Raw genomic sequence first — 22,573 nt, 5'->3', positions numbered from 1 at the left:
ACACGGCAGAAACGCCCAGGCCTTGACCCTCGCTGCGGCGGCTCCGCCTCAGCCGTTCCCCACTCGCCGCCACAGTCACCGACCATCGCAGCGAGCAGCCAGAGCGCACCGCGTCGGCGCTCCTCGCAGACGCTCACGTCGTCGGGGTCGATGTGGTGCGGATGCTGGTCCCAGAGGACGAGCCGGACAGCGCGGCTGGTGGGAGCGGTACCGAGGCAAACTGCCCGCCGGATTGCTCGATATCGCGGAACTGGAGGCCAGCGCCGTGCGCCTGCGCTCGGCTCATTCGGTGGACATCCCGGGAATGCTCCAAACCACCGACCATGCCCTCGCTGTCTTCAGAGTTGTCGTCCCTGCTCTGCCTGAGCCTGAAGCAGCCCTGCGACTTGCGTACCGCATCGAACGGCAGGAGCTTCTGGACGGCGCCAAGCCGACCGCATACGTGGGCGTGATACACGAGGCGGCGCTGCGCATGCAGTTCGGCGGTCGCGCTGTGGCCCGTGCCCAGCTTGATCACTTGCTTGCCACGTCCGAGCGCGCCCACATCACCCTGTTGGTGGTTCCCTTCAATGCCGGTGCGTTCCCCGGCGCAGGGCAGACCGTCAACTACGCGGAGGGGCCGGTACCAAAGCTGGATACCGTACAAGTCGACAGCACACACGGGCCGGAATTTGTCCATGGAGAGACACAGTTGGACAAGTACCGGGCACATCTCGACTGGATGGAACGGATTGCCCTGTCGCCCGAGAAATCTCGGGCCTTCATCCACGACATCGCACGCCAGCTCTGAGGGAGGACGTCTCATGGCCGAGGTCAACTGGGAAGAGCCGTTCTGTGGAGAAGGAGCAAGCTGCTTCCGGCTCGGAACGGACGCTGACGGCAACGGCTACATCTCCATACTCGGCCAGGAGAACCACTACCTCAGCGACAGCCGTGATGCCCTGCGCAATCTGATCCGCGAGAGCAAGGCCGGCAAGGCCAACCATCTGCTCTGGGGGCACGCAAAGCGGCGGATCTGCACGGGAGTTGCAGATCCGCCGCTCAGATGTAGGGTCTCGCGGCACACGTCATAGGGCGTCACGCTGACCTGCTGTTTCTCAGGCTCTTGTCTCAGGACAAGTGGCATTTCCTCACGACCCCTTTGGCGCTCATGACGGACCGGCGGCGATGTACTGGCGGGCGGCCTTCCAGACCTCTTCGAATTCCTCGGAGGTGAGCGGCAGCGGGTCGTGGCCTTCCCACTCGGAGACGGGCAGTTCGGCGGTGATCCCGAACCTGCTGTCGTACTCGTCGAGACGGCCCGCGCCGTGGGCACGCTGCCATTCTTCGAGGGAGGCTGCAGCGATCGGGGTCAGTTCAGGTCCTTCGAGCTCGATCTGTCGGATCACCCAGCCTGCGGCATCGACCTCGAAGTAGAACCAGGTGTCTTCCTCGTCCCAGTAGCAGCGCATCCATGTAGTCACCAGCCAATGGTCCCAGTGAGCGTTCTCCCTGCACACCGAGGTGCTGTCAGCGCCACGGTGTAGGACCACGCCATGCTGAAGGTCCTGACCGCTCTGCTCGGCTGGGCTGCCGGCGGGACGGACTGGAGGAGCGACTTCATGTGGAACAACATCGGCTCGGAACTCACGGCCTGAGTGCTGGCCCCTCAGTGCGTAGTGACATTGCGCAGGGCCGCGTTCGAACCATGCTGGAAGATGGGGGCGTGCTGCCCTACGTCTATCGCGTTACCAAGTACGACCCCGCCGACCGTGATGAACACGGCCACTACACCGGTGCCGAGGACACGGTCAGCGACCACGGCCAGATCGAGGGTGCCTACCTTCAAGCGATCGAGGCGTTCGCCTCAGACACCGGCATCGAGCGCCTGGCCGTGCGCGAGCCGCACCTCCAGGCGCCATTCGTGAGCTTCGGGCTGGAGCCACCCATGGACGGCGTCGGGCTGGACGGTCTCTTTCCGACCAGGCCGGATGGTTTCCACGATGGCGCGGAGGTGTCGGTCGATACCGCGATAGATCTTGTACGGGTCATGCTGCGCGACGGTGGCGCCTGGTGTCGGCTGGAGGTAGAGGACACCTTCGCCGTGCACGTGGGTTGGGACCAGTACATGTACATCGGCAGCAGTCGGCCCTGCGAAACCGCGGTGGCCCGAACCCGCGCGCTCGGGTTGTTCCCGGAGCGGATCGACGCCTCTCCGTACGACTTCGAAGCCGAGGACGAAGGCCCCCAGCGACCAGCCGACGACGAGTTCTGGGCCAGTCTGCGCTGGTCGATGCAAGGGAGCAATGCCAGAGTCCTGGAAGAGCAATACGCCCACAACTCCGCGCGATGGCACCGCCTCACCCCCGACAACATCGACACGGTCCGCGCCGGGCTCGCTCCCCGAGCCCGGCTGGCTATATGGCCGGACCTGTCCTCCGACATCGACGCGGTCCTCGCCACGCTCCCCGCCGAGGGCCACGTCGAGTGTGTCTGGCAGGACAGAGATGGGCGGATACACAGCGCCAGCGCCGACGAGGACGAGTTCCCAGAGTTGCCCGCCCGTCTCTCCGGCGCTTCCGCCGCAATGATCCTGTCCATGTACGCCGACGAACGCGTCCCGCTGCTCGCCGCCGTCCTGCCCGACAGTGACGGAGTGGTACGGGCCCGCTGGGAGATCGACCCCACCCCGAGCACCCGGAAATGGGCCTTCCTCCAGACTCTTCGCCGAGATGAGATCGTCACCGGCCGGGTGACACGGATCGCCGATTTCTGGGTCACTTTTGTGGACGTCGGCGGCTTCGAGGCGATGATCAATATCCCTGAGTTGTCATGGCGTCCCATCAACCACCCCTCCGACGTCGTTGCCGTCGGCCAGGAGATCAGCGCCGAAATCCTCGACGTCGACCCGATCCGCGAACGGGTGTCACTGTCACTCAAGGCCCTGCACGAAGACCCGATGCCACTGCTCGCCGGGCAGATCGGCCAGACCATCATCGGTCGCGTCACCAAGCTCGTACCGTTCGGCGTCGTAGTACGCATCGAAGAGAAGGAGAACGGCTTCGAGGGGCTGGTGCACAACACCGAACTGGGCGACGGGCACCCGGACCATCCGCAGTTGGCCGTCCACGTCGGCGACGCACTCCCCGTGAAGATCCTGGAGATCGACCCGACTCAGCGCCGCATCACGCTCTCGCACCGGCAGGCGATCTCTGCCCGCCGGGACGAACCCGGCACCTGATCAGTCCAGGTCTTCCGGGTCCTGAGACCACCACCCTCGATCAGCCTGCCAGTCCTGGAGCCAGGACACGAAGTCGACTTCCGGTTCTGCTTCCTCTCCCGCATCGGCATAAGGGGCCGCGCATCCATCCCCCAGCCACCAGACCCGGCCGCGTTGAGGCCCGGTCACTATGAGTATCCAGAACTCACGGCCTCGGTTGCTGCCCAGGAGAATCGATCCGTGTTTGATAAACGCCACGGAGTACGGGTGAGTGCTGGTCGTGGTCGTAGTAGTCGTACTCCCACTGCCATTCCTCCTTGAGGGGGAATGGCACCGCGGGCTTCCGCAGCGTCGTGCCATCGAATGGTTCGGGGCTCAGCCAGCACTCGGCTTCCCAGCGCTGCCAGCTCTCGGGGAGATGCCCCAGTGGGAGCACCCCATGCGGGGAGGAGGGGTCATCCCAGGTACCGTTCGAGATTTCCGCGACAAACGTGCGGTATGGCTCCGGCAGTTCAAGGGCATGCTCGGCTTCCCATGCCCGAACACCGGGCCAACCAAGGGGAGGGCGCCGGAGGTCGTGAGGAATAGCGCCCCTGATGGCGGACATCGCAATGCGGAGTCGCTGCTTGGCGAGGTCTGTCATGGAGTGTCACGGAGATAGAGGGCAGCGAGCCGCGGGAGTCGACGTCGCATCTCACCGGGGTCGTCAAAGTCGAAGTCTTCACCCAAGTCTCCGGAGTCCTGTTCGGAACCGCCCCGGGTGGCTCTGCATGCGTCCCAGGCCTCGTAAAAGTCCTCTTCATCGCCGGTAACGTGCTTGAACGCCTCACTGGCGGCGTAGTTGACCTCCTCGTAGAAGAGAGCCTCGTCACGGTGCACCTCTGCGGCGGCGATCACTGCCGGGTGCTCAGCAAGACTGTCCGGGTCAGCCGCTGCCTTCTCGTACCAGTCGCGGCCCAGCGCGATCAGGCCGGCGCGGAAGTCCATGAAGCTGTCGTCCGAGCAGCCGCCGCCGATGAGGTAGGCGGCGGCCCACATGTCCCATCGGTACACAGCGTCATGCACCTCGTCGAAGCGTGGGGCTTGACCCCGAACTGGGAAGCGCCGTTCTGCGGCGAAGGCAACTCCTGCTTCCGCATAGGCACGGACGAGGAAGGCAACGGCTACATCTCCGTACGCGGCCAGGAGAACCACTACCTCAGCGACAGCCGTGATGCCCTGCGCAATCTGATCCGCGAGATCAAGGCCGGCAAGGCCGACCATCTACTCTGAGGGCACGCAAAGGGGCGGATCTGCATGTCGTCGCAGATCCGCCGCTCGGTGTTCGCGCCATGAGGGGTGAGAGCCTACGACTCCCCACCGCGCGGGAAGGAGACCTCCACGCGGCGGTTCTTCTTACGGCCTTCTTCTGTGCTGTTGTCCGCGATCGGGTAGTCCTCGCTGTATCCCCGGACCTCGTAGGTGATACCGGAGTTGGCGAGCTCCTCGCTGAGCACCTTCTGGACCGCGTCCGCACGCTGCTTGGAGAGGACCTTGCCATGCTCGTAGGAGCCCAGGTCGTCCGTGAAGCCGAAGACTCGTATCTTCGTGGCGTTCTGCTTCTTGATCTCGTCGGCAATCGCGGTGATACGGCCGTTCGCCTTGCTGCTGAGCGTCGCGCTGTCCTTGCCGAAGAGGACCTCGGCCTGGAGTGCGAACTTCACGGTTTCGTTGGTGTCCTCGCGACGCTCTTCACCGCCCTGGTCCTCGACGATGGACTTGATGTCCAGCACCTTGGCGGGTGCGAGGGTCGCCCCCTTGGCAAGCTTGAGCCCTGCGGAGTTCGCATCGATCTGTACGGGCGGCTCGGCTGAGGCCTCGGTGCCGGGGGGAGTGCTCGGGCCGTCGTCGGCTTGCGCACCCGAGGCGCCAAGCACAGTCACACCGGTGATCAGTACGGACGTCGCGATCGCTGTCGTGAGCGAACGCGACACGGTCGCCCGCATGGTGAGGGAAGTCATCGCGACGATCACCCGGAGATCTTGATCGAGGTCGTGGCAAAGGAGGGCAGCATGAAGTCGACCACGGTTGTGTCCGCCGGCGGCGCGGGGAACTGCATGAAGACCGGCACCGACTCCCCGGCACCGACCGACTGGATGCCCATGGTGCACAGGCACCTGCCGTCCGTGTCACGAAGCACGTAGTAGCGCTTCTTGCCCTGACTGTCGACCAGGGTCCCCCCGCTCACCGCGTTTCCGCTTCCGCTGATGATCTCCTGCTCGTTCCCCCTCCAGCTCGGAACCTCGTAGAAAGCCTTGTCAGTGGTGTTCTTCATCTGGCCCGACACCGTGACAAAGCCGCCCTTGTCCCGAACCACCGAGTTGATGGTGTACTCCATGCCACTGGCACCCTTGACCACGGCGAGCTTCGCATTCGGGTCCACCTCGTCCCCCGCAGCGGTGTCCCCATTCGGAGAGCTGTCGCCAGAGGGCTTCGACGACGCGGTCTCCTTGGCTTTCGCGTCCCCGTCGCCGCTTCCGCAGCCAGCCACGGTCAGGGCCAGGGCAGCCGCTATCGCGGCCGCCGCCACTCCCCTACGGCCCTTCGTGGTGCGCCGAATGCTCATGTCTGCTTTTCCTTTGCTCGTCATTCGCTTGTCAGTTCACGTCGACCAAGTGCACGGTGAAGAGGGTGCTGCTCAGCGTGTCCCAAAGGTCCGGTTCGCTCGGATCAATGATGACGTCGCCACCACCGTCGCAGTTGAATTCGATCGGCTTCGGCTTGTCGGCCTCTTCGTCGCCCGTGTCCTCGCCCTCGCCGGGGGAAGCACCGTCGTCGGGGGAAGCACCGTCGTCGGGCTCCTTCTCGGGCAACGAGCAGCGGAACTCGACCACCGCGGTGGCCGTCGCCGTGGCACGTTTCCGCTCCGTACCGGGAATCACGGACTTGCCCACGGTGTAACGGGTCTCGACCCCTATGGTGATCTCGTCTCGCAGGAAGCCGAGCCTCGTGTCGCAAGCGGTCACGTCTGAGCGGTTCTTTCCCGCGAGTTCCCTCGCCGCGGCACACGGACCGTTCTCGAAGAACTTGTCGCCCTTGAAGAAGTCGTCCAGACCGCCCGGGCGCAGCAGGGCTCCGAGGAATCCCGTCCCCATCTCGTCCCGGGCCTCTTGAGCCGCGGCGAGCGCTGCGGCGTCAGCCGCCCCTTGGGCACCGTTACGTACCGCGGACGCCTTGCCGACCGTGAAGAAAGCGAACGCGACAAAGAGCAGGCCCGCCACCATCACAATGTAGATGGGGAAAGCCTGCCCTCGGTCGCTGCGGCGTCCTGCGCCCATCAGCCAGCCTTGACCTTGTCCACCTGCTCGGTGATCTTCCCCTGGATCTTGCCGCCGATGCCCGAGGCCACGATGCCACCGATGATCGCGACGACCACCAGGATGATGCCCAGGTACTCGAAGGCGGTCTGACCGCGGTCCATGTTGGCGTAGCGCTTCTGGATCCGCGTGACCGCGGTGTTCGCCCAGCCGTTCACGCGGATCTGAGTGTCGACGGCGGCCTTCAGCATGGTGTTCTTCGACATGGGGTTCCCCTCCAGGTTCGGCCGACCGCCTGCCGGCCGACGAGTACGTCTCTTCGGTGCCACTTCCGTTACCGGCTTCCTCCTGGCCGGTTCCGTTGGCGACATGAGAAACGTACGCCGGAACACCGGGTGCACCAGAGGGTCCCAGGGCCCAATGCCGGGCCCAAAGCGGGGCTTGGGCCCTCCCGGGCGACTGCTGGGCCCGAAGGCCCAGGTCGGTCGACCCGTCCGGACTCGCGTCCGCACGCATGTCCGCACCCATACCCGAACGGGAACGCCGCAGGTCGTTCGGGTCGCTCACCCCGCCCCGCCCGGTCACCTCGCCCCGCACACCGGTCCGTTCAGCCATGGCCGACCGCCCCCCTTCCCGCTCCCCCGCCCGGCGTCGTGCCGAGCCACTTCGCTATCGCCTCGCTCCGGCTGCCGCAGTGCAGCTTGGCGAAGATCCGGTTGATGTGGTTCTTGACCGTCTTCTCGCTGATGAAGCAGGTGGCGGCGATCTGCTGATTGCTCATCCCGGACGCGATCAGATCCATGATCTCCACCTCCCTCGAACTCAGCCCGAACTCTTCCCGGTCGTGGCCTGCGGGGGCACTCTGCGGTCCACCCCTAGACTGTGCCACATCCGATTGCATGTGCGAAACCTTTTGAGAGAATCGAGGCGCTCCCGGCACCAACTCGTCTGCCATTTGGCCAGTTCTGGCGCCCCGAGGCGAGGGAACGCCCGGAAAGTTTGCATGTGCATTCGCATCATGATGCGGCGGTCGGACCGGGGGCTGCGGGTCCCCACCGTAGGGGACTCCCGTCGCGTACACCGTGCCCAGCCCCTCCGGGAGCGGACGGCCCTGGGTCGGGGCCGGGCCGCTGCGCATGTGGTCCAGCAGGGCGTTGGCCGCCGTGGGCGTGAAGTGGGCCCGGCCCTGCTTGATGTCCCGTACGGCCGCGACGAGCTGGTCCGCGGTGAACTCGCCGTGGACCAGGTAGCCGCCGGCCCCCAGTCGCAGCGCCTCGTGGACGATCTCGCTCTCCCGGCTGTACGTCAGCATCATGACCGGGGATATCCGCACGAGGTGCGGCAGGGCCGAGATGCCGTCGACACCCGGCATCCGTACGTCGAGCAGGACGACGTCGGGGCCGGTCCGCTGGGCCACCTCGTAGGCCTGGCGGCCGTCCGCGGCCTCGCCCACGACCTGGATGTCGTCCCGGCCGGAGAGCAGCACCGTGAGCCCGGCGCGTACGACCGGGTTGTCGTCGGCGACGACCACCCGCAGGGGTACGGAGGCCATGGGCCCCGGGAAGTCCGGCAGTCCTGTCGCCTCGACGGCGGGCGGAGGAGCCTGCAGGGGTATGGAGGGCAGTGGAGAGTGAGGAGCCCCGTCGTGCGCCGACGTGTACTGGGACGCATGACGTGGCGTGGGCTGCTGCCCTGAAGTGCGGGAAGGGTCGTCCGGCATCGTGCGGTCTCCTCTCTGGGGAAACGGGAGCGGGAGGTCGAAGGTGTTCAATCGTGTTCGGGCGGTGGCGCCGAGCGGAGCGCCACCAGCGGCAGGTCGACCCGTACTTCCGTACCGACCGCCGCCTTGCCTTTGCCGATACGGATACGGGCCCCGATCCCGGCGGCCCGTTCGACCATCCCGACGAGGCCGAAGTGCCCGGCCCGCCGGAGGTCGTCGAGGGTGGTGCCGGGTGGGAGCCCCCGGCCGTTGTCGTAGACGCTGATACGGAACTGGTCACCGACGGTGCCGGCGGACACGTCCACGGTCTCCGGTTGTGCGTGGCGGTTCGCGTTCTCCATCGCCTCGGAGGCGATCGTGAGCAACTGCCTTGCCACCGCGTGCGGCACGGCAGGTGCGGTCTCGTCACCGAACTGTCGGAACGACACCTTGAGGCCGCTACGGTGTCCGAAGTCTTCCGTACGGGCGGCGAGTTCGCCGATGACGGCCACGCCTCCGTCGAGCCCGGATTCACGGCGCAGGTCCGAGAGCAGCTCCCGCGACTCGCCCGCCGCGCGGCGGGCCGAGCGTGCGACCAGCTCGGCCTGCTGCCGTACGGTCTGGGCGTCCATCCGTCCTGCGGAGCTTGCGAGCCCTTCGGCCGCCATCGCCAGCCCGTGCAGCGTCTTGGCGACCGAATCGTGCATCTCCCGGGCGAGCCGGGCCCGTTCCTCCTCAATCGCCTCGCTCACGGCGAGCCGCGCCCGGGTCTCGGTCAGTGCCTGGCTGGCGTTGCCGAAGCGGAGCAGCAGGCCGCGCAGCGTGACACCGACCGCGCCCGCGATGACGCAGAAGCCGGGGAGGAGGAGCGCCGTGGTGAGGGTCGCTTTCAGATCCACGTTGGTGACATAGACCACGCAGAGAATCGCGATCTGGAGTGCCGAGAAGAAGACCGCGCCACGCCAGCCGTAAACAAGACCCGCGAGCAACGGAGTGCAGACGGTGACATAGCCAAGAGTGGAATCGGGGGTGGCGGTGATCAGCAGCAAGGCTCCGAACAGCGCGTCCGCTCCCAGCAGCCAGGAGTGCTTGAGCAGCAGCGGGCCGAATCGTTCCCAGTCGCGGAAGAGGACGTACGAGCCCATGAACGTGACGAGGACGGCCCCGCTGACCAGGACCGTCGGCACACCGGGCGCGGTGCCCGCCAAGGCGAACGGGGTCGCCATGGCGATCATCGCCAGCCGGAATCCGAAGACCTGGCGGCACATCGCCTGGAGCGCGTTGATCTGGATCGGAAGCGCGGGAGTTGACTCCTGCTCGGTGGGACTCAGGCGTAGTTCCGCACCCAACCCGGCTCGCAGCCGGGGCAGTTGAAATGCCATGTGCCTGACACCCCCTTCTTTGCGACGTCGCGAGCGAGGCGGCATCTCAGCCGCCCAGATTGCCGAAGTCCACGTTCGCGCCGTAGTAGAAGCCCACAGTGAGCAGCAGCAGCGTGCCCGGGAGCAGGAACGAGGTGACCGCGAAGGTCGCCTTGGGGACAGCCTTGGCTGCCTTGCGCCGTGCGTTCTGGGCGTCCGTACGGCGCATGTCGTTGGCGATGGCGATCAGCGTGTCGACGATCGGCGCGCCCAGTTCCTCGCCCTGCTGGAGCGCGGTGACGAACATCGCGACCTGCTCGGAGTCGTTGCGCTTGCGCAGTTCCTCGAACGCCTGGCGGCGGCTGACCCCCATGTCCATCTGGCGCAGGGTGATGCGCAGTTCGTCGGACCAGGGGCCCGCGTACTTCTCGGCCACCCGATCGAGCGCCTGCCGGAATCCGAGGCCGGCGCTGACGACGACCGCGAGGACGTCGAGGAAGTCGGGCAGGGTGCGTTCGATGTGGTCCCGGCGGACTCGGATGGCGGACCAGATGCCCGCCTCGATCCAGAAGATGCCGAAGAGGACCATGAGCAGGGCCGGAAAGACCTGTCCACGGATGATCATCGAGAACGCGCCGGCCACGCCCAGAGCACCGTAAACAGCGCGCCGGGCGGCGTAACGGTCGATCGTCAGACCGCCCGGGTTGCCCGCCAGGTCGATCTGGCGGCGCTTCTTGTTGACCTGTTTGGGGCCCATCATCCGCAGCACGGCAGGGGCCCAGCGCATACCGAGCCGGTCGATGCCGGAGCCGACTGCGCTGGTACGGGTGGACCCGACTTCCAGGGCGATGGCGAGGTCACCGGGCAGTTTGGCGTCGGCCCGGTACATACGGATGCCGTGGATGGCACCGTACACACCCAGGCCGATCACGAGCGCGAGCAGCAGTTCCATATCTGCCTCTCCCCTCAGATGTCGATACGGGACAGGCGGCGGATCACAACGAATCCGATGGCATACAGCACCAGCGAGGCGATGACGGCGACCTGGCCCGCCAGAGCGCCGGTCATACGGTCGAGCGCACCCGGCATCACGGCGTTCAGCAGGAGCAGCGCGGCGAAGCCGAACGCCGGAACGGCGTACGCGGTCACCGTCACCTGTGAGAGCTGGGTCTTGACCTCGCGGCGGGTCTCCTTGCGCTCCTCCAGTGTCTCCGTGAGGTTGCGCAGCGAACTGACGACCGTACCGCCGGCCCGGTTGGAGAGCACCAGCGTGGTCACCAGGACGACCAGTTCACGGGAGGGCAGTCGCTCGGACAGCTCGCCGAGGGCGTTGTCGAGGGACTCCCCCATGGCCAGCCGCCGCGCGACCCAGCTCAACTCCTCGCCCGCCGGTGCCTCCAGTTCGTCGGCCGCCATGGCGATGGACGTACGCAGCGCGAGTCCGGCCTGAGTGGCGTTGGCGAGGATGCGGGAGAGCTCGGGAAGCTGGTTGATGAAGCGCTCGGTGCGCTTGATGCGCTGCCAGTTGAGGAAGGTGTTCGACCCCCACAGTGCCGCGAGCCCGGCCAGCGGTCCGAAGAAGGACGTCAGCAGGGAGGACGCCGTCAGCCACAGCACGACCACAGCGGCGATCATGTAGACGAAGTACTCCCCCGGAGTGAGGTCGAGGCCGGTCGCGGCCAGCTTCAGTTCGATCTTCTTGCCGATTCTCGTCCTGCGCAGCCGGCGATCGATGCCGCCGAACCGCTTTCTCCGGCCGACGATCGGTATCTGGCCGGTGGTCGAGAGCCGGTCGACGAGCGCCTGGCGCTGGGACTTGCCCGCCGCGTAGGCGTGCACGCCCATGACGCCGAACAGGCAGCACAGAAGCGTGACGCCGATCGTGGGGAGAACGAGATTGTCCATGACGGGCTACCTACTTGGCCTCTCGGGTGAGGAGCTGTTCTTCGGACTCGGCGACTCCGAAGGCCTGGGGAATGGGCTGGTTGGCCATGTAGAGACGCTCGGCCACGCGTCGCGGAAGCGGGAAGTACTGGAAGGCGCCCCGGATCCGTCCGTCGGCGTCCATGGGGCGGGCCTTGAAGCGGACGGCGCTGACGATGCGGTACGCGTCACTGCCGTGGGAGTCGAGCACCGCGATCTCGGTGATCCGGCGGGAGCCGTCGGCGTGCCGGGTGAGCTGCACGATCACATCGACGGCGCTGTTGATCTGGTCGTGCAGCGCCTCGAAGGGGATCTTGATCTCGGACATCGACGCCAGGGTCTGGAGACGCATCAGCGCGTCCTCCGCGTTGTTCGCGTGGACCGTGGCGAGGGATCCGTCGTGACCGGTGGACATCGCCTGGAGCATGTCGAGGGACTCACCGCCTCGGACCTCACCGACGACGATACGGTCGGGGCGCATACGCAGGGAGTTACGGACGAGGTCGCGGATGCTGATGTGTCCCTTGCCCTCGACGTTGGCCGGGCGGGACTCCAGCCGGATGACATGGGCCTGCTGGAGCTGGAGTTCGGCGGAGTCCTCGATGGTGATGATGCGCTCGCCCTCGGGGATCAGCCCGGAGAGCGCGTTGAGCAGGGTCGTCTTGCCGGTGCCGGTGGCGCCCGACACGATGATGTTGAACTTCGCCTGGACGAGCGCGGACAGCAGGAGCACCATCTGCTCGTCCAGCGAGCCGAAGTTGAGCATCTCGTTCAGGGTGAAGGCGCGGGGGAACCGGCGGATGGTGAGCGTGGCGCCGGTCAGGGAGAGCGGCGGGATGATGACGTTGACACGCTCACCGGACGGCAGACGGGCGTCGACCATCGGGTTGGACTCGTCGACGCGCCGGTTGACGGTGGAGACGATGCGCTCGATGGTCTGCATGAGCTGGTCGTGCGAGCCGAAACGCATCGGGAGCTGTTCCACCCGGCCGCCGCGCTCGACGAAGATCTGATCGGGCCCGTTCACCATGATTTCCGTGATCGAGGCGTCCTCCAGAAGAGGCTCCAGAATGCCGAGGCCCAGGGCCTCGTCGACGACCCGGCGGATGAGCTGGGCGCGCTCGACGGTGGAGAGCACCGGGCCCTCGCGGCTGATGATGTGCCCGAGGACACGCTCCAGCCGGGTGCGCCGGTCGGCGGCCGCCAGGGCGGACATCTCGGCGAGGTCGATCTCTTCCAGCAGCTTGGCGCGGTAGGTGACGACGAGGTGACTGTCTTCCCCCGTCGCGCCGTTCTCCTCGGGGGAGGTGATCCGTGCCCGCAGGCTCATGGTGCGTAACTCCTCGGTGGTGCTGACCGGTGGTGCGTTGGTGCGGTTGGTCCCTGAGCGGAGTCTCTCCGCATCGGTCAGCCGCGGGGCATGGTCGAACTGCGCTTGACCCAGCCCCAGTCCTCGATGCCCGGAACCACTGAGGGGATCTTGACTTCCGCGGTGTACGTCACGTTGTCGAGACCCCGATGCGAGAAGCGCATCTTCCCGTTGTCACGGGACAGCCACTCACTGGTGGCCCTGCGGCCTGCCACCTCGGGGTCCAGCTCCTGGTCCAGCACGTCCTGGCTCGCCGTCCGCGCGGCCACCCGGGCGGCGGTGCCCGCCTGGTTCACGGTGTACGCCACGATCCCGATCTGGATGGCGAAGAACCCCACGAGCAGCAGTAGGGGGACGAAGCCCAGATACTCAAGGGCGACCTGGCCGGACTGCCGGCGGCGGCTTCGGCGGCTTGTGACGTCTTTGCGCTCTGCCATGGCTTCAGTTCTCCTTGACGGACGCGGCTTCGCCGTCGACCGGGAACGGGAAATTCAGCACACCCGGCACCATCACCGGGACATTGAGCGTGATCGTGGCGCGATAGAGGCCGCGCTCCCCGTCACACCCGTACCCCACGCCGTCGGTCCAGGCACTCGGCAGATCGTCCCGCGCCGCTCGCTCGCACGCCGTCTGCTGGGCCTGTGCGGTGCCCTGCGTGCCTGCGCCCGCGCGGGCTCCCATGTCCGCCGCGTTCCCCGCCAGGATGAACGTGTACCCGATCAGCGCGCACTGCCAGAGCGCCACCAGGAGCAGGATGATCAGCGGCGTGACGCCCACGAACTCGATGGCGGTCTGTCCCCGGTCGCGGTCCCGGCCGTGTGCCTGTCGCCGCACGAGGGCCGCCCGGATCCGGGCGTGGCGGCGCCGTACCGTCCGGCCCGTGCCGCCCACCTCGTACCCCGGCCTTCGCCGACCGGGTCGTTCCCCCGAAGCGCACATGGTCAGCCATTCCCCTCTTTGGATCCGGAGCCGGAGCCGGAGCCCGATCCGCCTCCGCCGCCTCTGCGGCGGCGGGTGCCGATCGCTCCTCGGTCGTTGCGGAACTTGGAGTTCTTTTCGGCGGTTTCGGGGATCTTCACCAGGCCCAGTTCTCCGGCCAGCCCCCACAGTGCCTGCTTGACGACACTCTTGCTCTCCAGTTCGTGCAGCCGGCCCGCGTCCACCACGCTCTGGAGTTCCTTGAAGTTGGCGGGGACCGAGGAGGTCGCCAGCCGGGTGCCGGTGATCTTCTGGATCAGGGGCGGCTGGATCTCCGTGGCGCGGCTGTAGCGGTTGACGACCGTCGTGGTCTCCTCCGCCTTACGGATCTGGAGCCGGTCCCACAGCCGTACGATGCGCTTCGCGCCCCGTACCGCGATCACGTCCGGTGTGGTGATCAGGAGTGCGGTGTCGGCCATTTCCACGGCGGCGGCGTTGGCGCCCGTCATCTGCGTACCGCAGTCGACGACGACCACCTCGTACCGGGAGCGGAGCGCGCTGATGATCTGGCGGACCGCGCGGTCGGTGACCTCTTCGCCGCGTTCGCCCTCGCCGGGGGCGAGGAGCAGGGCCAGGCCGCTGCCGTGGCTGAAGACCGCGTCGGACAGGACGCGGGGCGAGATGTCCGTGATGGCGGCCAGGTCGACTATCGACCGGCGGAACTGGACGTCGAGGTACGAGGCCACGTCGCCGGCCTGGAGGTCCATGTCGACCAGGGCCACCGTTCTGCCGGATGCCTGGGCGGCCAGGGCGAGCTGGATCGAGACGAGGGTCGCGCCCACCCCGCCCTTGGCTCCGGTGACCGTGACGACGGTGCCGCCAGGGCCCGTGAAGACATCGCCGCCGTGGCCGAGGTGGCGGCGGACGCCGACCGACCACTGGGCGGCGGCCTGGAGCCGGTTGGCCAGTTCCTCGTAGCTGAGGGGCATCGCGACCAGGCCGCGGGCGCCCGAGTCCATGGCTGCCGCGAACAGGCCCGGGCTGGCGTCGGCCGTGACGAGGACGACCCCGACCGCGGGGAAGCGGAGCGCCACCTCGCGGATCAGCTCCAGCGCCGGGACCGGGCCGATCCGCTCGTGCACCAGCACCACTTCGGGCAGTTCGTCGAGCGATTCGCCGGCGAGCCGGGCGAGCAGGTCGATGAGTTGCGTCGAGTCCGACACCGGCGGCGCCGGCTCCACGTCGGGGAGCTGGCTGAGCAGGGTGGTGATGGATCTGGCCGCGTCGGCGTCCCCGACGGCCGGGATGATCCTCGTGGACATCAGTACCTCACTTGTCCTTGCCGAGCTCGTACGTGCGTTCGCCGGGACGGAGCGTGGTGTCGCTGCCCGGAGCGACGAGCGCGAGGCGGACGTGCTGCGCGAAGGACTCCGCGTACGCGATGCGCTGGGCGTCGAGGGTCTTGAGGGCGAAGGTGATCGGGACCGCTTCGGTGGTCTGGTTCTTGGATTCCCTGCTGGGCTCCAGCGCCGTCAGCTTGCCGACGTCCAGAACCTTCGCGTTGGAGACGATGATTTTCGACTGGGCCGCCGCGCCCTGGCTCTCGGCCGCGAACGTGGCGAAGACATTGACCGAGGCACCCGGGGTGATCTTGCCCGCCACACCCGTGGCGGCATCGATCATGATGGCGATCTCCTGCTCTCCGGGCTGGAGGGCGGGACGCTTGACAATCATGTCGTTCTGGAGAAGCGAGCCCTTGCGCAGTTGGGTGATGGCCACCTTGCCGCCGACCTCGGAGAGGTTGGTGACCGCATTGTCGGAGAGCCAGCGCTTCGGCATGGTGATCTTCTCGAACTGGTCATTCCGCAGGACCTCGTAGGGGGCCACGTCCGACTTCAGCCGGTAGGCGACCACTTCGGGGCCGACCTTCGAATTCACGTCGCTGATCACGGAAAGGACGCCTACGAACGCGGCGAAGGCACAAAGGACGGAAAGGAGCAGAAGTATGACGCCACGGCGCTGGCGGGAGTTCATGAACCGTACAACCTCGATCGGGGACGTCGGTGGGGAACGGACAGGAGCGGGTGGGCGGTTGTGAGAGCGGGTGGGGGGCTGTGGTGCGCGGGTGGGCGAGTGTGAGCGGGTGGGCGAGGCGGGCGCTGCGGTGGGAAGGGACTGCCGCCCACTGCCCAGCAGTGTCCGCCTGTTGTGTGACACATGTCTGCAGGGGCTCTGTACCGGTTCCGTTGCGGCTCCGTGGCGGTCCACGGCTCCACGACTACGGCTCCTGACGTACGGGAGCCCCATCATTCAGGACACCGGTTGGCTGAGATTGGTTCTCGGGAGTGTGCAACGGCGAGGAACAGAAACCACACCGGTCCCCTATCAGCTCCATTCCGCACCAATGACACCGCTCACGCCGGACGGATGCCACCAACTGGTACATCACGGAGATGTCCGGAAGGTGTGCGGCGAATTCCACCAGTTTGCCGGTTCCCCACCAGCGCGCCGAATCCGCGGGCAGTTCGGCCTCGGACACCCCTGCGACCTGCCAGGCCGGGGCGAGCGTCTCGGCGACCCAGTCGGACTGCGACTGCCCGCGGGCGACCAGGAGTTGGGTGGCGAAGTCGGGGCCGGTCAGTTCGCCGGATCCGATCTTGATGAGCTGCGGCTGCGGGGTGGCGACCACACCGAACTGCGACCCCGGCACCCAGGACCTGGCGTGCGCCTTGAGGCTGACGGGGACGCGGTCGAGTTTGGCCACGGAGCCGAGCAGCGCGCCCGCGTGGATGTAGTGGGACAGCAGCCGGGCGGCCGAGGCGACCACACCGGGGCTGAAGTCGCATATGGACAACTGGCGCAACTGGCGTACGAGCACGGCCAGCCCGAGCGGCGGGAGATCCGATCTGAGCAGCGCGACGCGGTCCGTCTCCAGGACGGACCGCACGGCGTGCAGCCGGCGTTCGTACGCGGCCGGGATCGAGGACGGGTAGACGGCGACGACGTAGCCGTTCTGCTCGACCAGCATCTGCATATCGGTGAGGGCGTCCTCGAACGGCTGCGCCTCGGGAGGCTTGAACGCCGCGGCGGTGGGCGTCTGCTGGTCCTGTGCCGGCAGCACCAGGTCGGCGCTGGTGACGGCGATTGCGGTCGACACGTACTGATTCCCCGTTTCCATCCGGTAACCGGCGGAGCCCGCCGGGAACCGCGGGCCGCCTACTGCTGAATACACCCGCGTCGGCACTTTATCCAGCCCAATCCGCGACTACCAAGCTTTTCACCAGACGGAACGCCATAAGGGTAGATAGGCAGCCGAATTGGACAAAACGATGCGCCGGTATCGACCATGGGCGTGGACGTGAACTGTGGGGATTCTCTGTGCATCACATCCGCCACCGCCTCCACTCGAATGTGAAAACGAAACAAGTTCACTTTGCCGAAGTTTCAACGTCATAAACGTTTCACCGCGTGGACGGCCGACAGCCCGACCCCGCTCACCGCCACAACTCCATTGGCCTGAACCAACTTTACGCCCGGCGAACAGGGACTCGGCAAGAGCAATCGCTTCGATCTTCGCCGCGGGCACGGTTCAGGTGCCACTCGGGCGCGACCGGGCACCGAGGCGGGCGCCGAACGCGTCGGCGCCCGCCTCCCAGCCCCGGCCTCCCGCGGAACGGCCTACCAGGGAATGTCCCGTACCTGCTGGATGCACAGCACGATGAAGAGCAGCCCTCCCGCCGCCAGCATCACATTGCTCAGGATCCCGTTGCGCCACTCCGCGGGGGTACGGGAGGAGTTGAGCAGCCAGATCAGGGTGAGCGCGAGGAACGGCATGAAGAAGGCGCCGAGCACGCCGTAGACCACGACCAGGCCGAAGGGCTCGTCGAGGAAGAGCAGCGAGATCGGCGGGAAGGTCAGCCACAGCAGATACGCGCGGAACGGCAGCGAGCGCTCCCGCTCACCGGACGCGACCTCCTCGACCGCCACCCCGGCCCCGGAGGCGCCGGACGCCGCCGCGCGGTCCTCGCGGACGCGCTCCACGAAGTCCGCGAACATCAGGCTCACGCCGTGCCACACCCCGATGAGCGACGAGAACGACGTGGCGAAGAAGCCGACCAGGAAGAGCTTGGCGGTGGTCGGGCCGAACCGGTCCTCCAGAATCGCGCCGAGATCGATCAGGCCCCGGTCGCCGGAGGTGAGCGCGAGGTGGGAGGAGTGCAGCAGCTCAGCGCCGACGACCAGCATCGCGACGACGAAGAGCCCCGTGGTGATGTACGCGACCCGGTTGTCGAGCCGCATCACCTTCATCCAGGTGGGGTTGGTCCATCCCTTGGCGTTGACCCAGTACCCGTACGCGGCCATGGTGATCGTGCCGCCCACCCCGCCGATCAGCCCGAGCGTGTAGAGCAGCGAGCCGTCCGGCAGGACCGGGGCGAGCCCGGCGAAGGCGTCGCCGAGGTCGGGCGCGACGCGGATCGCGACGTACACGACCACCACGAACATGATGCCGATCAGGACCGTCATGACCTTCTCGAAGACGGCGTACTGGTTGAACCAGACGAAGACCAGGCCGATCAGACCGGTGATGACCGCCCAGGTCTTGAGCCCGGGACCGTCGGGGAAGAGCGCGACGATCGGGAGCGCGCTGGAGGACATGGCGGTCGCCCCGTAGACGAAGCCCCAGATCACGACGTACACGGCGAAGTATCCGGTGGTCCACCGGCCGAGGCTGCGCCAGCCGTCGAAGAGGGTGCGTCCGGTGGCGAGATGCCAGCGGCCCGCCGCTTCGGCGAGGGAGATCTTGACGACGCAGCCGATGACCGCCGCCCACAGCAGGGTGTAGCCGAACTTGCTGCCTGCGATGAGTGTGGCCACCAGGTCGCCCGCGCCGACGCCGGTCGCGGCGACCACGATTCCGGGGCCGATGTAGGTCCAACTCGACCTGCGGGGCCGGGAGATGGTGGTGCCGGCATCGTCCGTGCCGGCGCCACCCATGCCGGTCTCCGTTGTTCCTGCCATACGTATCATCGCCTCCCGCTCGTCTCGTTACGTGACCCAAGTCACCAAAGCCGGGTGACGATCATCGCGCAAGAGGGCCTGCGGTGAGGGTTCGGTGGGCGGGAGGGAGGCGACGGGCCCTAGCCTTTGTTTCGGTTGGGGTGTTGAGGCATCGGTGGTCGTCAGCTGTCGGCTGGCCGAGGTGTTTTCTCAGTTCGGGCATGGTGAGGTCCCGGCGCGATGGTCGGGCGCGAGCCCTCGTCGTGATCGAACAGGGACAGTTGTGCTCCGGAGTGCGGTCGCTCCCGGCGCACGATGATGCGGGCGAGTCCCGCGTCGATGATCCCCCGAGGCGGCACCGGGGGCATTCGCTGGTCGCCCGTCCCGTCGGACGGCCCTGCGGGCTTTCCATGGGGAAGCAGCAGATGCGTGAAGCACCCCCCGGGGCCTTTGAGCGACTGCGCTCGGTGGCGATCGACGGGGCCGCCCGGGCCGGGACCGTCTCCCTCCCGGCCCGGTGCGATCCGACAGGCCTACGCCTCCCGGAGCTCGGGCGGCAGCGCGGCCCCGGGCACGTTCTGGAACGCCACGGGCCGACGGAAGCGCCGGATCGCCGCCGTGCCGACGGATGTGGTGGTGGGCGCGGTCGAGGCGGGCCAGGGGCCTCCGTGCTGCTGGGCGTCGCTGACGGTGACTCCGGTGGGCCACTCGTTCCAGATGACGCGGCCCGCGTACCGGGCTAGCAGGCCGAGCATCCGCAGCCCGTCTGCGTCGTCCGGGCTGCCCGCCTGGACGGTGCCGGTCAGGGTGCCTTCGAATCCGGCGAGGGCGGCCTCGACCTCGTCCGGCGACCGGTAGGCGACCAGCAGTGACGCCGGGCCGAAGACCTCCGTGGCAATGAGCGAGGGGTCCGACCGCACGACCTCGGCGGTGGTCCGCAGCAGGACGACATCGGGCTCTCCCGCGCCGCCGGGGGTGCGCCGGGCGACCTCGACACCGTCACGGGAGGACAGGGCTTCGAGGGACTGCGTGTACCCCTCTCCGATCCGCTCGTTGAGCATCGGGCCCGCGCTCACCGCGGGCAGTGCGGCGAGGAAGGCGTCGGCGTCGGCGTCGGGGACGAACACCACACCCGGCTGTGTGCAGAACTGGCCCGATCCCAGCGTCAGTGACGCGGCGAAACCCGCGGCGATCTCCTCGGAGCGTTCGGTCCAGCCTGCCGGGGTGACGATGACCGGGTTGGTCGAGCCGAGTTCTCCGTAGAAGGGGATCGGGTCGGGGCGGGCGGAAGCCTGATCGAAGAGGTACCGGCCGCCGCGGGTGGACCCGGTGAAGCCGACGGCCTTGATCCGGTGGTCCCGCACGGCGTCGACGCCGGCCTGCTCGCCCTCGACGAGCTGGAGCAGGTCGGCGGGTGCACCCGTGGCGTCCAGGGCCGCCCGCGCGGTGGCGGCCGTGAGCCGGGAGAGTTCCGGGTGGCCGGGGTGGGCCTTGACGACGACGGAGCACCCGGCGGCCAGGGCGCTGGCGGTGTCGCCGCCCACGACGCTGAAGGCGAAGGGGAAGTTGCTCGCGGCGAAGACCAGCACGGGACCGAGCGGGACGGTGGTGCGGCGGATGTCGGGCCGCGGGCCCATCGGCCAGTCGGGGTCGGCGTGGTCGATGTGGATGTCGTCCAGCGCGCCCGAGGCGAGCCGCTCGGCGAAGAGCCGGAGCTGGAAAGAGGTGCGGCGCAGCTCGCCGGAGAGGCGGGCCTCGGGGAGGTGCGACTCGCACTGCGCGACGAGTACGAGGGTGGCCTGCGCCGCGTCGAGGGCGTCCGCCAGGGCGGTCAGCCAGCGGGCCCGGTCGGTGGGCCCGGCGGCGCGTGCCGCGTCGGCGGCGGCGCGGGAGCGGTCCAGGACGGTGTCCAGGGAGGGCCCGGCGGGGCCGTCCGGTGATGCGCCGGGGGCGGAGGGCGGGGGGACGGTTCCGGCACGGCCCTCGGGGGCGGGGCGCCGGGTGTGTAAGTGCTCACGATGAACCTCGGAAGGGGTCAGGTGACGATGGAGTGGGAGGCCATGTCGGCCAGCGTCCATTCCTCTACTTCGACCAGGTGGACGGCTGCGGCTTCCTGGGCGGCGGGGACGTCGCGGGCGGCCATGGCGTCCAGGATTTCCAGGTGCCTGCGGGTGGATCCGGCGAGGCGGTGGGGGCCGGTGGCGCCGAGGACGCGCAGCCAGTAGACGAACGGCTCGACGGACTCCCGGGCGGTGATCAGTCGGGTGTTGCCGGTGGCCTCGATGATCTCGCGGTGCAGGCGGGTGTCGCTGGCGAAGAACGGCTCGTAGTCGCCGTGCTCGGCGGCTCGCATCGCCTCGACGGCCTCCTCTCGCAGATCGGTGATCTGCGCGACGGGCATGGCCTGCGCGGCGACGCCGGTGGCGAGCCATTCGAGGGCCTTGCGTAGCTGGCACACCTCGTGGACGTCGTGGCGTGTGGGCCGGGTGACGAAGGTGCCGGAGCGAGGGCGCGTCTCGACGAGCCGGTCGTGCTCCAGGCGGACCAGCGTGTCACGCACCGGAGTGCGTGACACGCCGAACTCGCCGGCGATGGCCTGCGGGTCGATCCGGGAGCCAGGCGCGTACACCCCGGTCGTGATCCGGTCACTGAGGATCGAGTAGAGCTGTTCGGAAATCGACTCCACGACCAGGGGGTTGCTCCCGCGACGGCCGCGGGCGGGCGTGGTGGCCATGATCCTCTCTCTGCTCTTCTCGTTCGCGTCCTGCCGGACGACTCTGTTCGGACGGGCCGTCCCGGACGGACCGTGCGGTGGCGATCGTTCAGGGGATACGGACTCGCGGCTCAGTCGATCAGGTTAGCCGCTCGCAGCGCCGTCCTGATCCGGTCGCGCTCGGCCTCGGTGGCGGGCTTGAAGGGGCGGCGAGGCAGGCCCGGCGAGCGGCCCAGCAGCTCCAGCGCGGCCTTGAGGGTGGCAGGAAGGTTCGGGGCGTCGATGGCCCGCCAGACGGTGAGGATGCGCTCGTGGAGTTCGAGGGCCTTGGTGTGGTCACCGGCCTGGACGGCATCCCACAGCTCGACGCTGAGCCGGGGGGTGACGGTCGGGATGGCGGCGAGCGCGCCGTGGGCGCCCATCACGAACGCCGGGTAGTGCAGGTCGTCGAGGGCGGCCAGCACGGTGAAGCGGTCGCGCAGCCGGTGCAGCAGGTCGGCGAGGAGGTGGATGTCGCCGCCCGACTGCTTCACGGCGACGACCTGCGGCACGTCACGCAGCAACTCGATCGTCTCCACCGGGACCAGGGCCCAGGGGACGACGTTGTAGAGCACGATCGGCAGGTCGGTGGCCTCGCCGATCTCGCGGTAGTGCGCCACGGTCTCCTCGGGCGACGGTGCGAAGACGTAGTGCACGGGCGTGACCTGGAGCGCGTCCACGCCCGCGTCCTTGAGGGCCAGGGAGTACCGCTTGGCCTGCGCGGTGGAGTTCTGGATGACGCCACCGATGACCGGGACCCGGCCGGCGACCTCGTCCACGACGACCTCGCAGATCGCCACGCTCTCCTCCAGCGAGAGCGTCTGGCCCTCGCCGGTGCTGCCGCAGGCGCAGATCGCGGTGACGCCCTGCGCGAGCAGGTACTTCACCTCGCCGCGCAGCAGGCCGAGATCGATCTCGTCGTTCTCGTCGAACGGCGTGACCACGGTGGAGATCATCCCGCCGAGCTGTATGTCCTTCACGTGCTCCTCCAGGGGTATTGCCGCATCCAGACTGCAAATGTAATGTCTGATGCATCAGATATTAACACGCGGTCCCGT

The 22,573-nt window shown here is 67.8% G+C and carries 22 protein-coding genes and 2 pseudogenes; 4 read left to right on the top strand and 20 right to left on the bottom strand.

Translation table 11 applies throughout. From position 1 onward, the window contains the following. Nucleotides 1-178 precede the first annotated feature (178 nt). Nucleotides 179-790 (top strand): annotated as a pseudogene (locus ACIBJC_RS12365) (DUF5753 domain-containing protein); the annotation flags it as partial. 13 nt (nucleotides 791-803) lie between these two features. Continuing rightward, nucleotides 804-992, top strand: a pseudogene (locus ACIBJC_RS12360) (hypothetical protein); the annotation flags it as partial. A gap of 156 nt (nucleotides 993-1,148) precedes the next feature. Here the strand turns inward: ACIBJC_RS12360 and ACIBJC_RS12355 are convergent. Continuing rightward, entirely contained in the window at nucleotides 1,149-1,451 is a 303-nt protein-coding gene (locus tag ACIBJC_RS12355; protein WP_399291243.1) for a hypothetical protein, read from the bottom strand. A gap of 254 nt (nucleotides 1,452-1,705) precedes the next feature. Here ACIBJC_RS12355 and ACIBJC_RS12350 point away from each other — a divergent pair, with 254 nt between their 5' ends. Then, nucleotides 1,706-3,220, top strand: a complete 1,515-nt coding sequence (locus ACIBJC_RS12350; RefSeq protein ID WP_399291054.1) for a S1 RNA-binding domain-containing protein — start codon at nucleotides 1,706-1,708, stop codon at nucleotides 3,218-3,220. Nucleotides 3,221-3,838: 618 nt separating this feature from the next. On the opposite strand, the gene ACIBJC_RS12345 is transcribed toward ACIBJC_RS12350, so the two are convergent. Then, a complete protein-coding gene (locus ACIBJC_RS12345; protein ID WP_399291051.1) occupies nucleotides 3,839-4,237 on the bottom strand; it encodes a DUF4240 domain-containing protein in 399 nt (132 codons plus the stop codon). Between the two features lie 21 nt (nucleotides 4,238-4,258). On the opposite strand from ACIBJC_RS12345, the gene ACIBJC_RS12340 reads away from it, so the two are divergent. After that, nucleotides 4,259-4,471 (top strand): hypothetical protein, encoded by a 213-nt coding sequence (locus tag ACIBJC_RS12340; protein WP_399291048.1) that lies wholly within the window; start codon nucleotides 4,259-4,261, stop codon nucleotides 4,469-4,471. Nucleotides 4,472-4,545: 74 nt separating this feature from the next. On the opposite strand, the gene ACIBJC_RS12335 is transcribed toward ACIBJC_RS12340, so the two are convergent. From ACIBJC_RS12335 to ACIBJC_RS12250, 18 genes are all read right to left on the bottom strand, one after another. Beyond that, a complete protein-coding gene (locus ACIBJC_RS12335) occupies nucleotides 4,546-5,199 on the bottom strand; it encodes an OmpA family protein (protein WP_399291045.1) in 654 nt (217 codons plus the stop codon). 8 nt (nucleotides 5,200-5,207) lie between these two features. Beyond that, nucleotides 5,208-5,804 carry a hypothetical protein gene (locus tag ACIBJC_RS12330; RefSeq protein ID WP_399291042.1) on the bottom strand — a complete coding sequence of 199 codons (597 nt, stop codon included), beginning with the start codon at nucleotides 5,802-5,804 and terminating at the stop codon, nucleotides 5,208-5,210. Nucleotides 5,805-5,835: 31 nt separating this feature from the next. After that, on the bottom strand, nucleotides 5,836-6,516 hold the full coding sequence (locus tag ACIBJC_RS12325; RefSeq protein ID WP_399291039.1) for a pilus assembly protein TadG-related protein: 681 nt from the start codon (nucleotides 6,514-6,516) through the stop codon (nucleotides 5,836-5,838). Beyond that, complete coding sequence (locus ACIBJC_RS12320) at nucleotides 6,516-6,746, bottom strand: Flp family type IVb pilin (RefSeq protein ID WP_385117911.1); 231 nt, start codon at nucleotides 6,744-6,746, stop codon at nucleotides 6,516-6,518. Before ACIBJC_RS12320 ends, ACIBJC_RS12325 begins: the two co-directional genes overlap by 1 nt. A gap of 356 nt (nucleotides 6,747-7,102) precedes the next feature. Then, complete coding sequence (locus ACIBJC_RS12315; RefSeq protein WP_399291036.1) at nucleotides 7,103-8,215, bottom strand: response regulator; 1,113 nt, start codon at nucleotides 8,213-8,215, stop codon at nucleotides 7,103-7,105. A 47-nt stretch (nucleotides 8,216-8,262) separates the two neighbouring features. After that, the gene (locus ACIBJC_RS12310) at nucleotides 8,263-9,576 is read right to left on the bottom strand and encodes a sensor histidine kinase (protein ID WP_399291034.1); all 1,314 of its coding nucleotides are present in this window, start codon (nucleotides 9,574-9,576) and stop codon (nucleotides 8,263-8,265) included. Nucleotides 9,577-9,622: 46 nt separating this feature from the next. Beyond that, nucleotides 9,623-10,507, bottom strand: a complete 885-nt coding sequence (locus tag ACIBJC_RS12305) for a DUF5936 domain-containing protein (RefSeq protein ID WP_399291031.1) — start codon at nucleotides 10,505-10,507, stop codon at nucleotides 9,623-9,625. 14 nt (nucleotides 10,508-10,521) lie between these two features. Further along, nucleotides 10,522-11,460, bottom strand: a complete 939-nt coding sequence (locus ACIBJC_RS12300; RefSeq protein WP_399291028.1) for a type II secretion system F family protein — start codon at nucleotides 11,458-11,460, stop codon at nucleotides 10,522-10,524. A 10-nt stretch (nucleotides 11,461-11,470) separates the two neighbouring features. Beyond that, nucleotides 11,471-12,808 (bottom strand): CpaF family protein, encoded by a 1,338-nt coding sequence (locus tag ACIBJC_RS12295; RefSeq protein WP_399291025.1) that lies wholly within the window; start codon nucleotides 12,806-12,808, stop codon nucleotides 11,471-11,473. 77 nt (nucleotides 12,809-12,885) lie between these two features. Then, nucleotides 12,886-13,284 carry a TadE/TadG family type IV pilus assembly protein gene (locus ACIBJC_RS12290; protein ID WP_399291022.1) on the bottom strand — a complete coding sequence of 133 codons (399 nt, stop codon included), beginning with the start codon at nucleotides 13,282-13,284 and terminating at the stop codon, nucleotides 12,886-12,888. 4 nt (nucleotides 13,285-13,288) lie between these two features. Beyond that, nucleotides 13,289-13,681 (bottom strand): TadE/TadG family type IV pilus assembly protein, encoded by a 393-nt coding sequence (locus ACIBJC_RS12285; RefSeq protein ID WP_399291020.1) that lies wholly within the window; start codon nucleotides 13,679-13,681, stop codon nucleotides 13,289-13,291. Between the two features lie 107 nt (nucleotides 13,682-13,788). Then, complete coding sequence (locus tag ACIBJC_RS12280) at nucleotides 13,789-15,087, bottom strand: CpaE family protein (protein ID WP_399291018.1); 1,299 nt, start codon at nucleotides 15,085-15,087, stop codon at nucleotides 13,789-13,791. Nucleotides 15,088-15,094: 7 nt separating this feature from the next. Further along, on the bottom strand, nucleotides 15,095-15,799 hold the full coding sequence (gene cpaB, locus ACIBJC_RS12275) for a Flp pilus assembly protein CpaB (RefSeq protein ID WP_329829004.1): 705 nt from the start codon (nucleotides 15,797-15,799) through the stop codon (nucleotides 15,095-15,097). A gap of 244 nt (nucleotides 15,800-16,043) precedes the next feature. Then, nucleotides 16,044-16,943: a hypothetical protein gene (locus ACIBJC_RS12270; protein ID WP_399291015.1), complete on the bottom strand. Its 900-nt coding sequence runs from the start codon at nucleotides 16,941-16,943 to the stop codon at nucleotides 16,044-16,046. A 500-nt stretch (nucleotides 16,944-17,443) separates the two neighbouring features. Further along, nucleotides 17,444-18,760 carry an Nramp family divalent metal transporter gene (locus ACIBJC_RS12265; protein ID WP_399291240.1) on the bottom strand — a complete coding sequence of 439 codons (1,317 nt, stop codon included), beginning with the start codon at nucleotides 18,758-18,760 and terminating at the stop codon, nucleotides 17,444-17,446. A 536-nt stretch (nucleotides 18,761-19,296) separates the two neighbouring features. Beyond that, nucleotides 19,297-20,841 carry an aldehyde dehydrogenase (NADP(+)) gene (locus tag ACIBJC_RS12260; RefSeq protein ID WP_399291011.1) on the bottom strand — a complete coding sequence of 515 codons (1,545 nt, stop codon included), beginning with the start codon at nucleotides 20,839-20,841 and terminating at the stop codon, nucleotides 19,297-19,299. Then, complete coding sequence (locus tag ACIBJC_RS12255) at nucleotides 20,799-21,497, bottom strand: GntR family transcriptional regulator (protein ID WP_399291008.1); 699 nt, start codon at nucleotides 21,495-21,497, stop codon at nucleotides 20,799-20,801. The genes ACIBJC_RS12260 and ACIBJC_RS12255 overlap by 43 nt, the downstream gene beginning before the upstream one ends. A gap of 110 nt (nucleotides 21,498-21,607) precedes the next feature. After that, on the bottom strand, nucleotides 21,608-22,495 hold the full coding sequence (locus ACIBJC_RS12250; RefSeq protein WP_399291005.1) for a dihydrodipicolinate synthase family protein: 888 nt from the start codon (nucleotides 22,493-22,495) through the stop codon (nucleotides 21,608-21,610). Nucleotides 22,496-22,573: the final 78 nt, after the last annotated feature.

It is taken from the genome of Streptomyces sp. NPDC050509, assembly GCF_044457965.1.
Taxonomy (GTDB): domain Bacteria; phylum Actinomycetota; class Actinomycetes; order Streptomycetales; family Streptomycetaceae; genus Streptomyces.
This window is presented reverse-complemented; position numbering and strand designations above follow the sequence as displayed.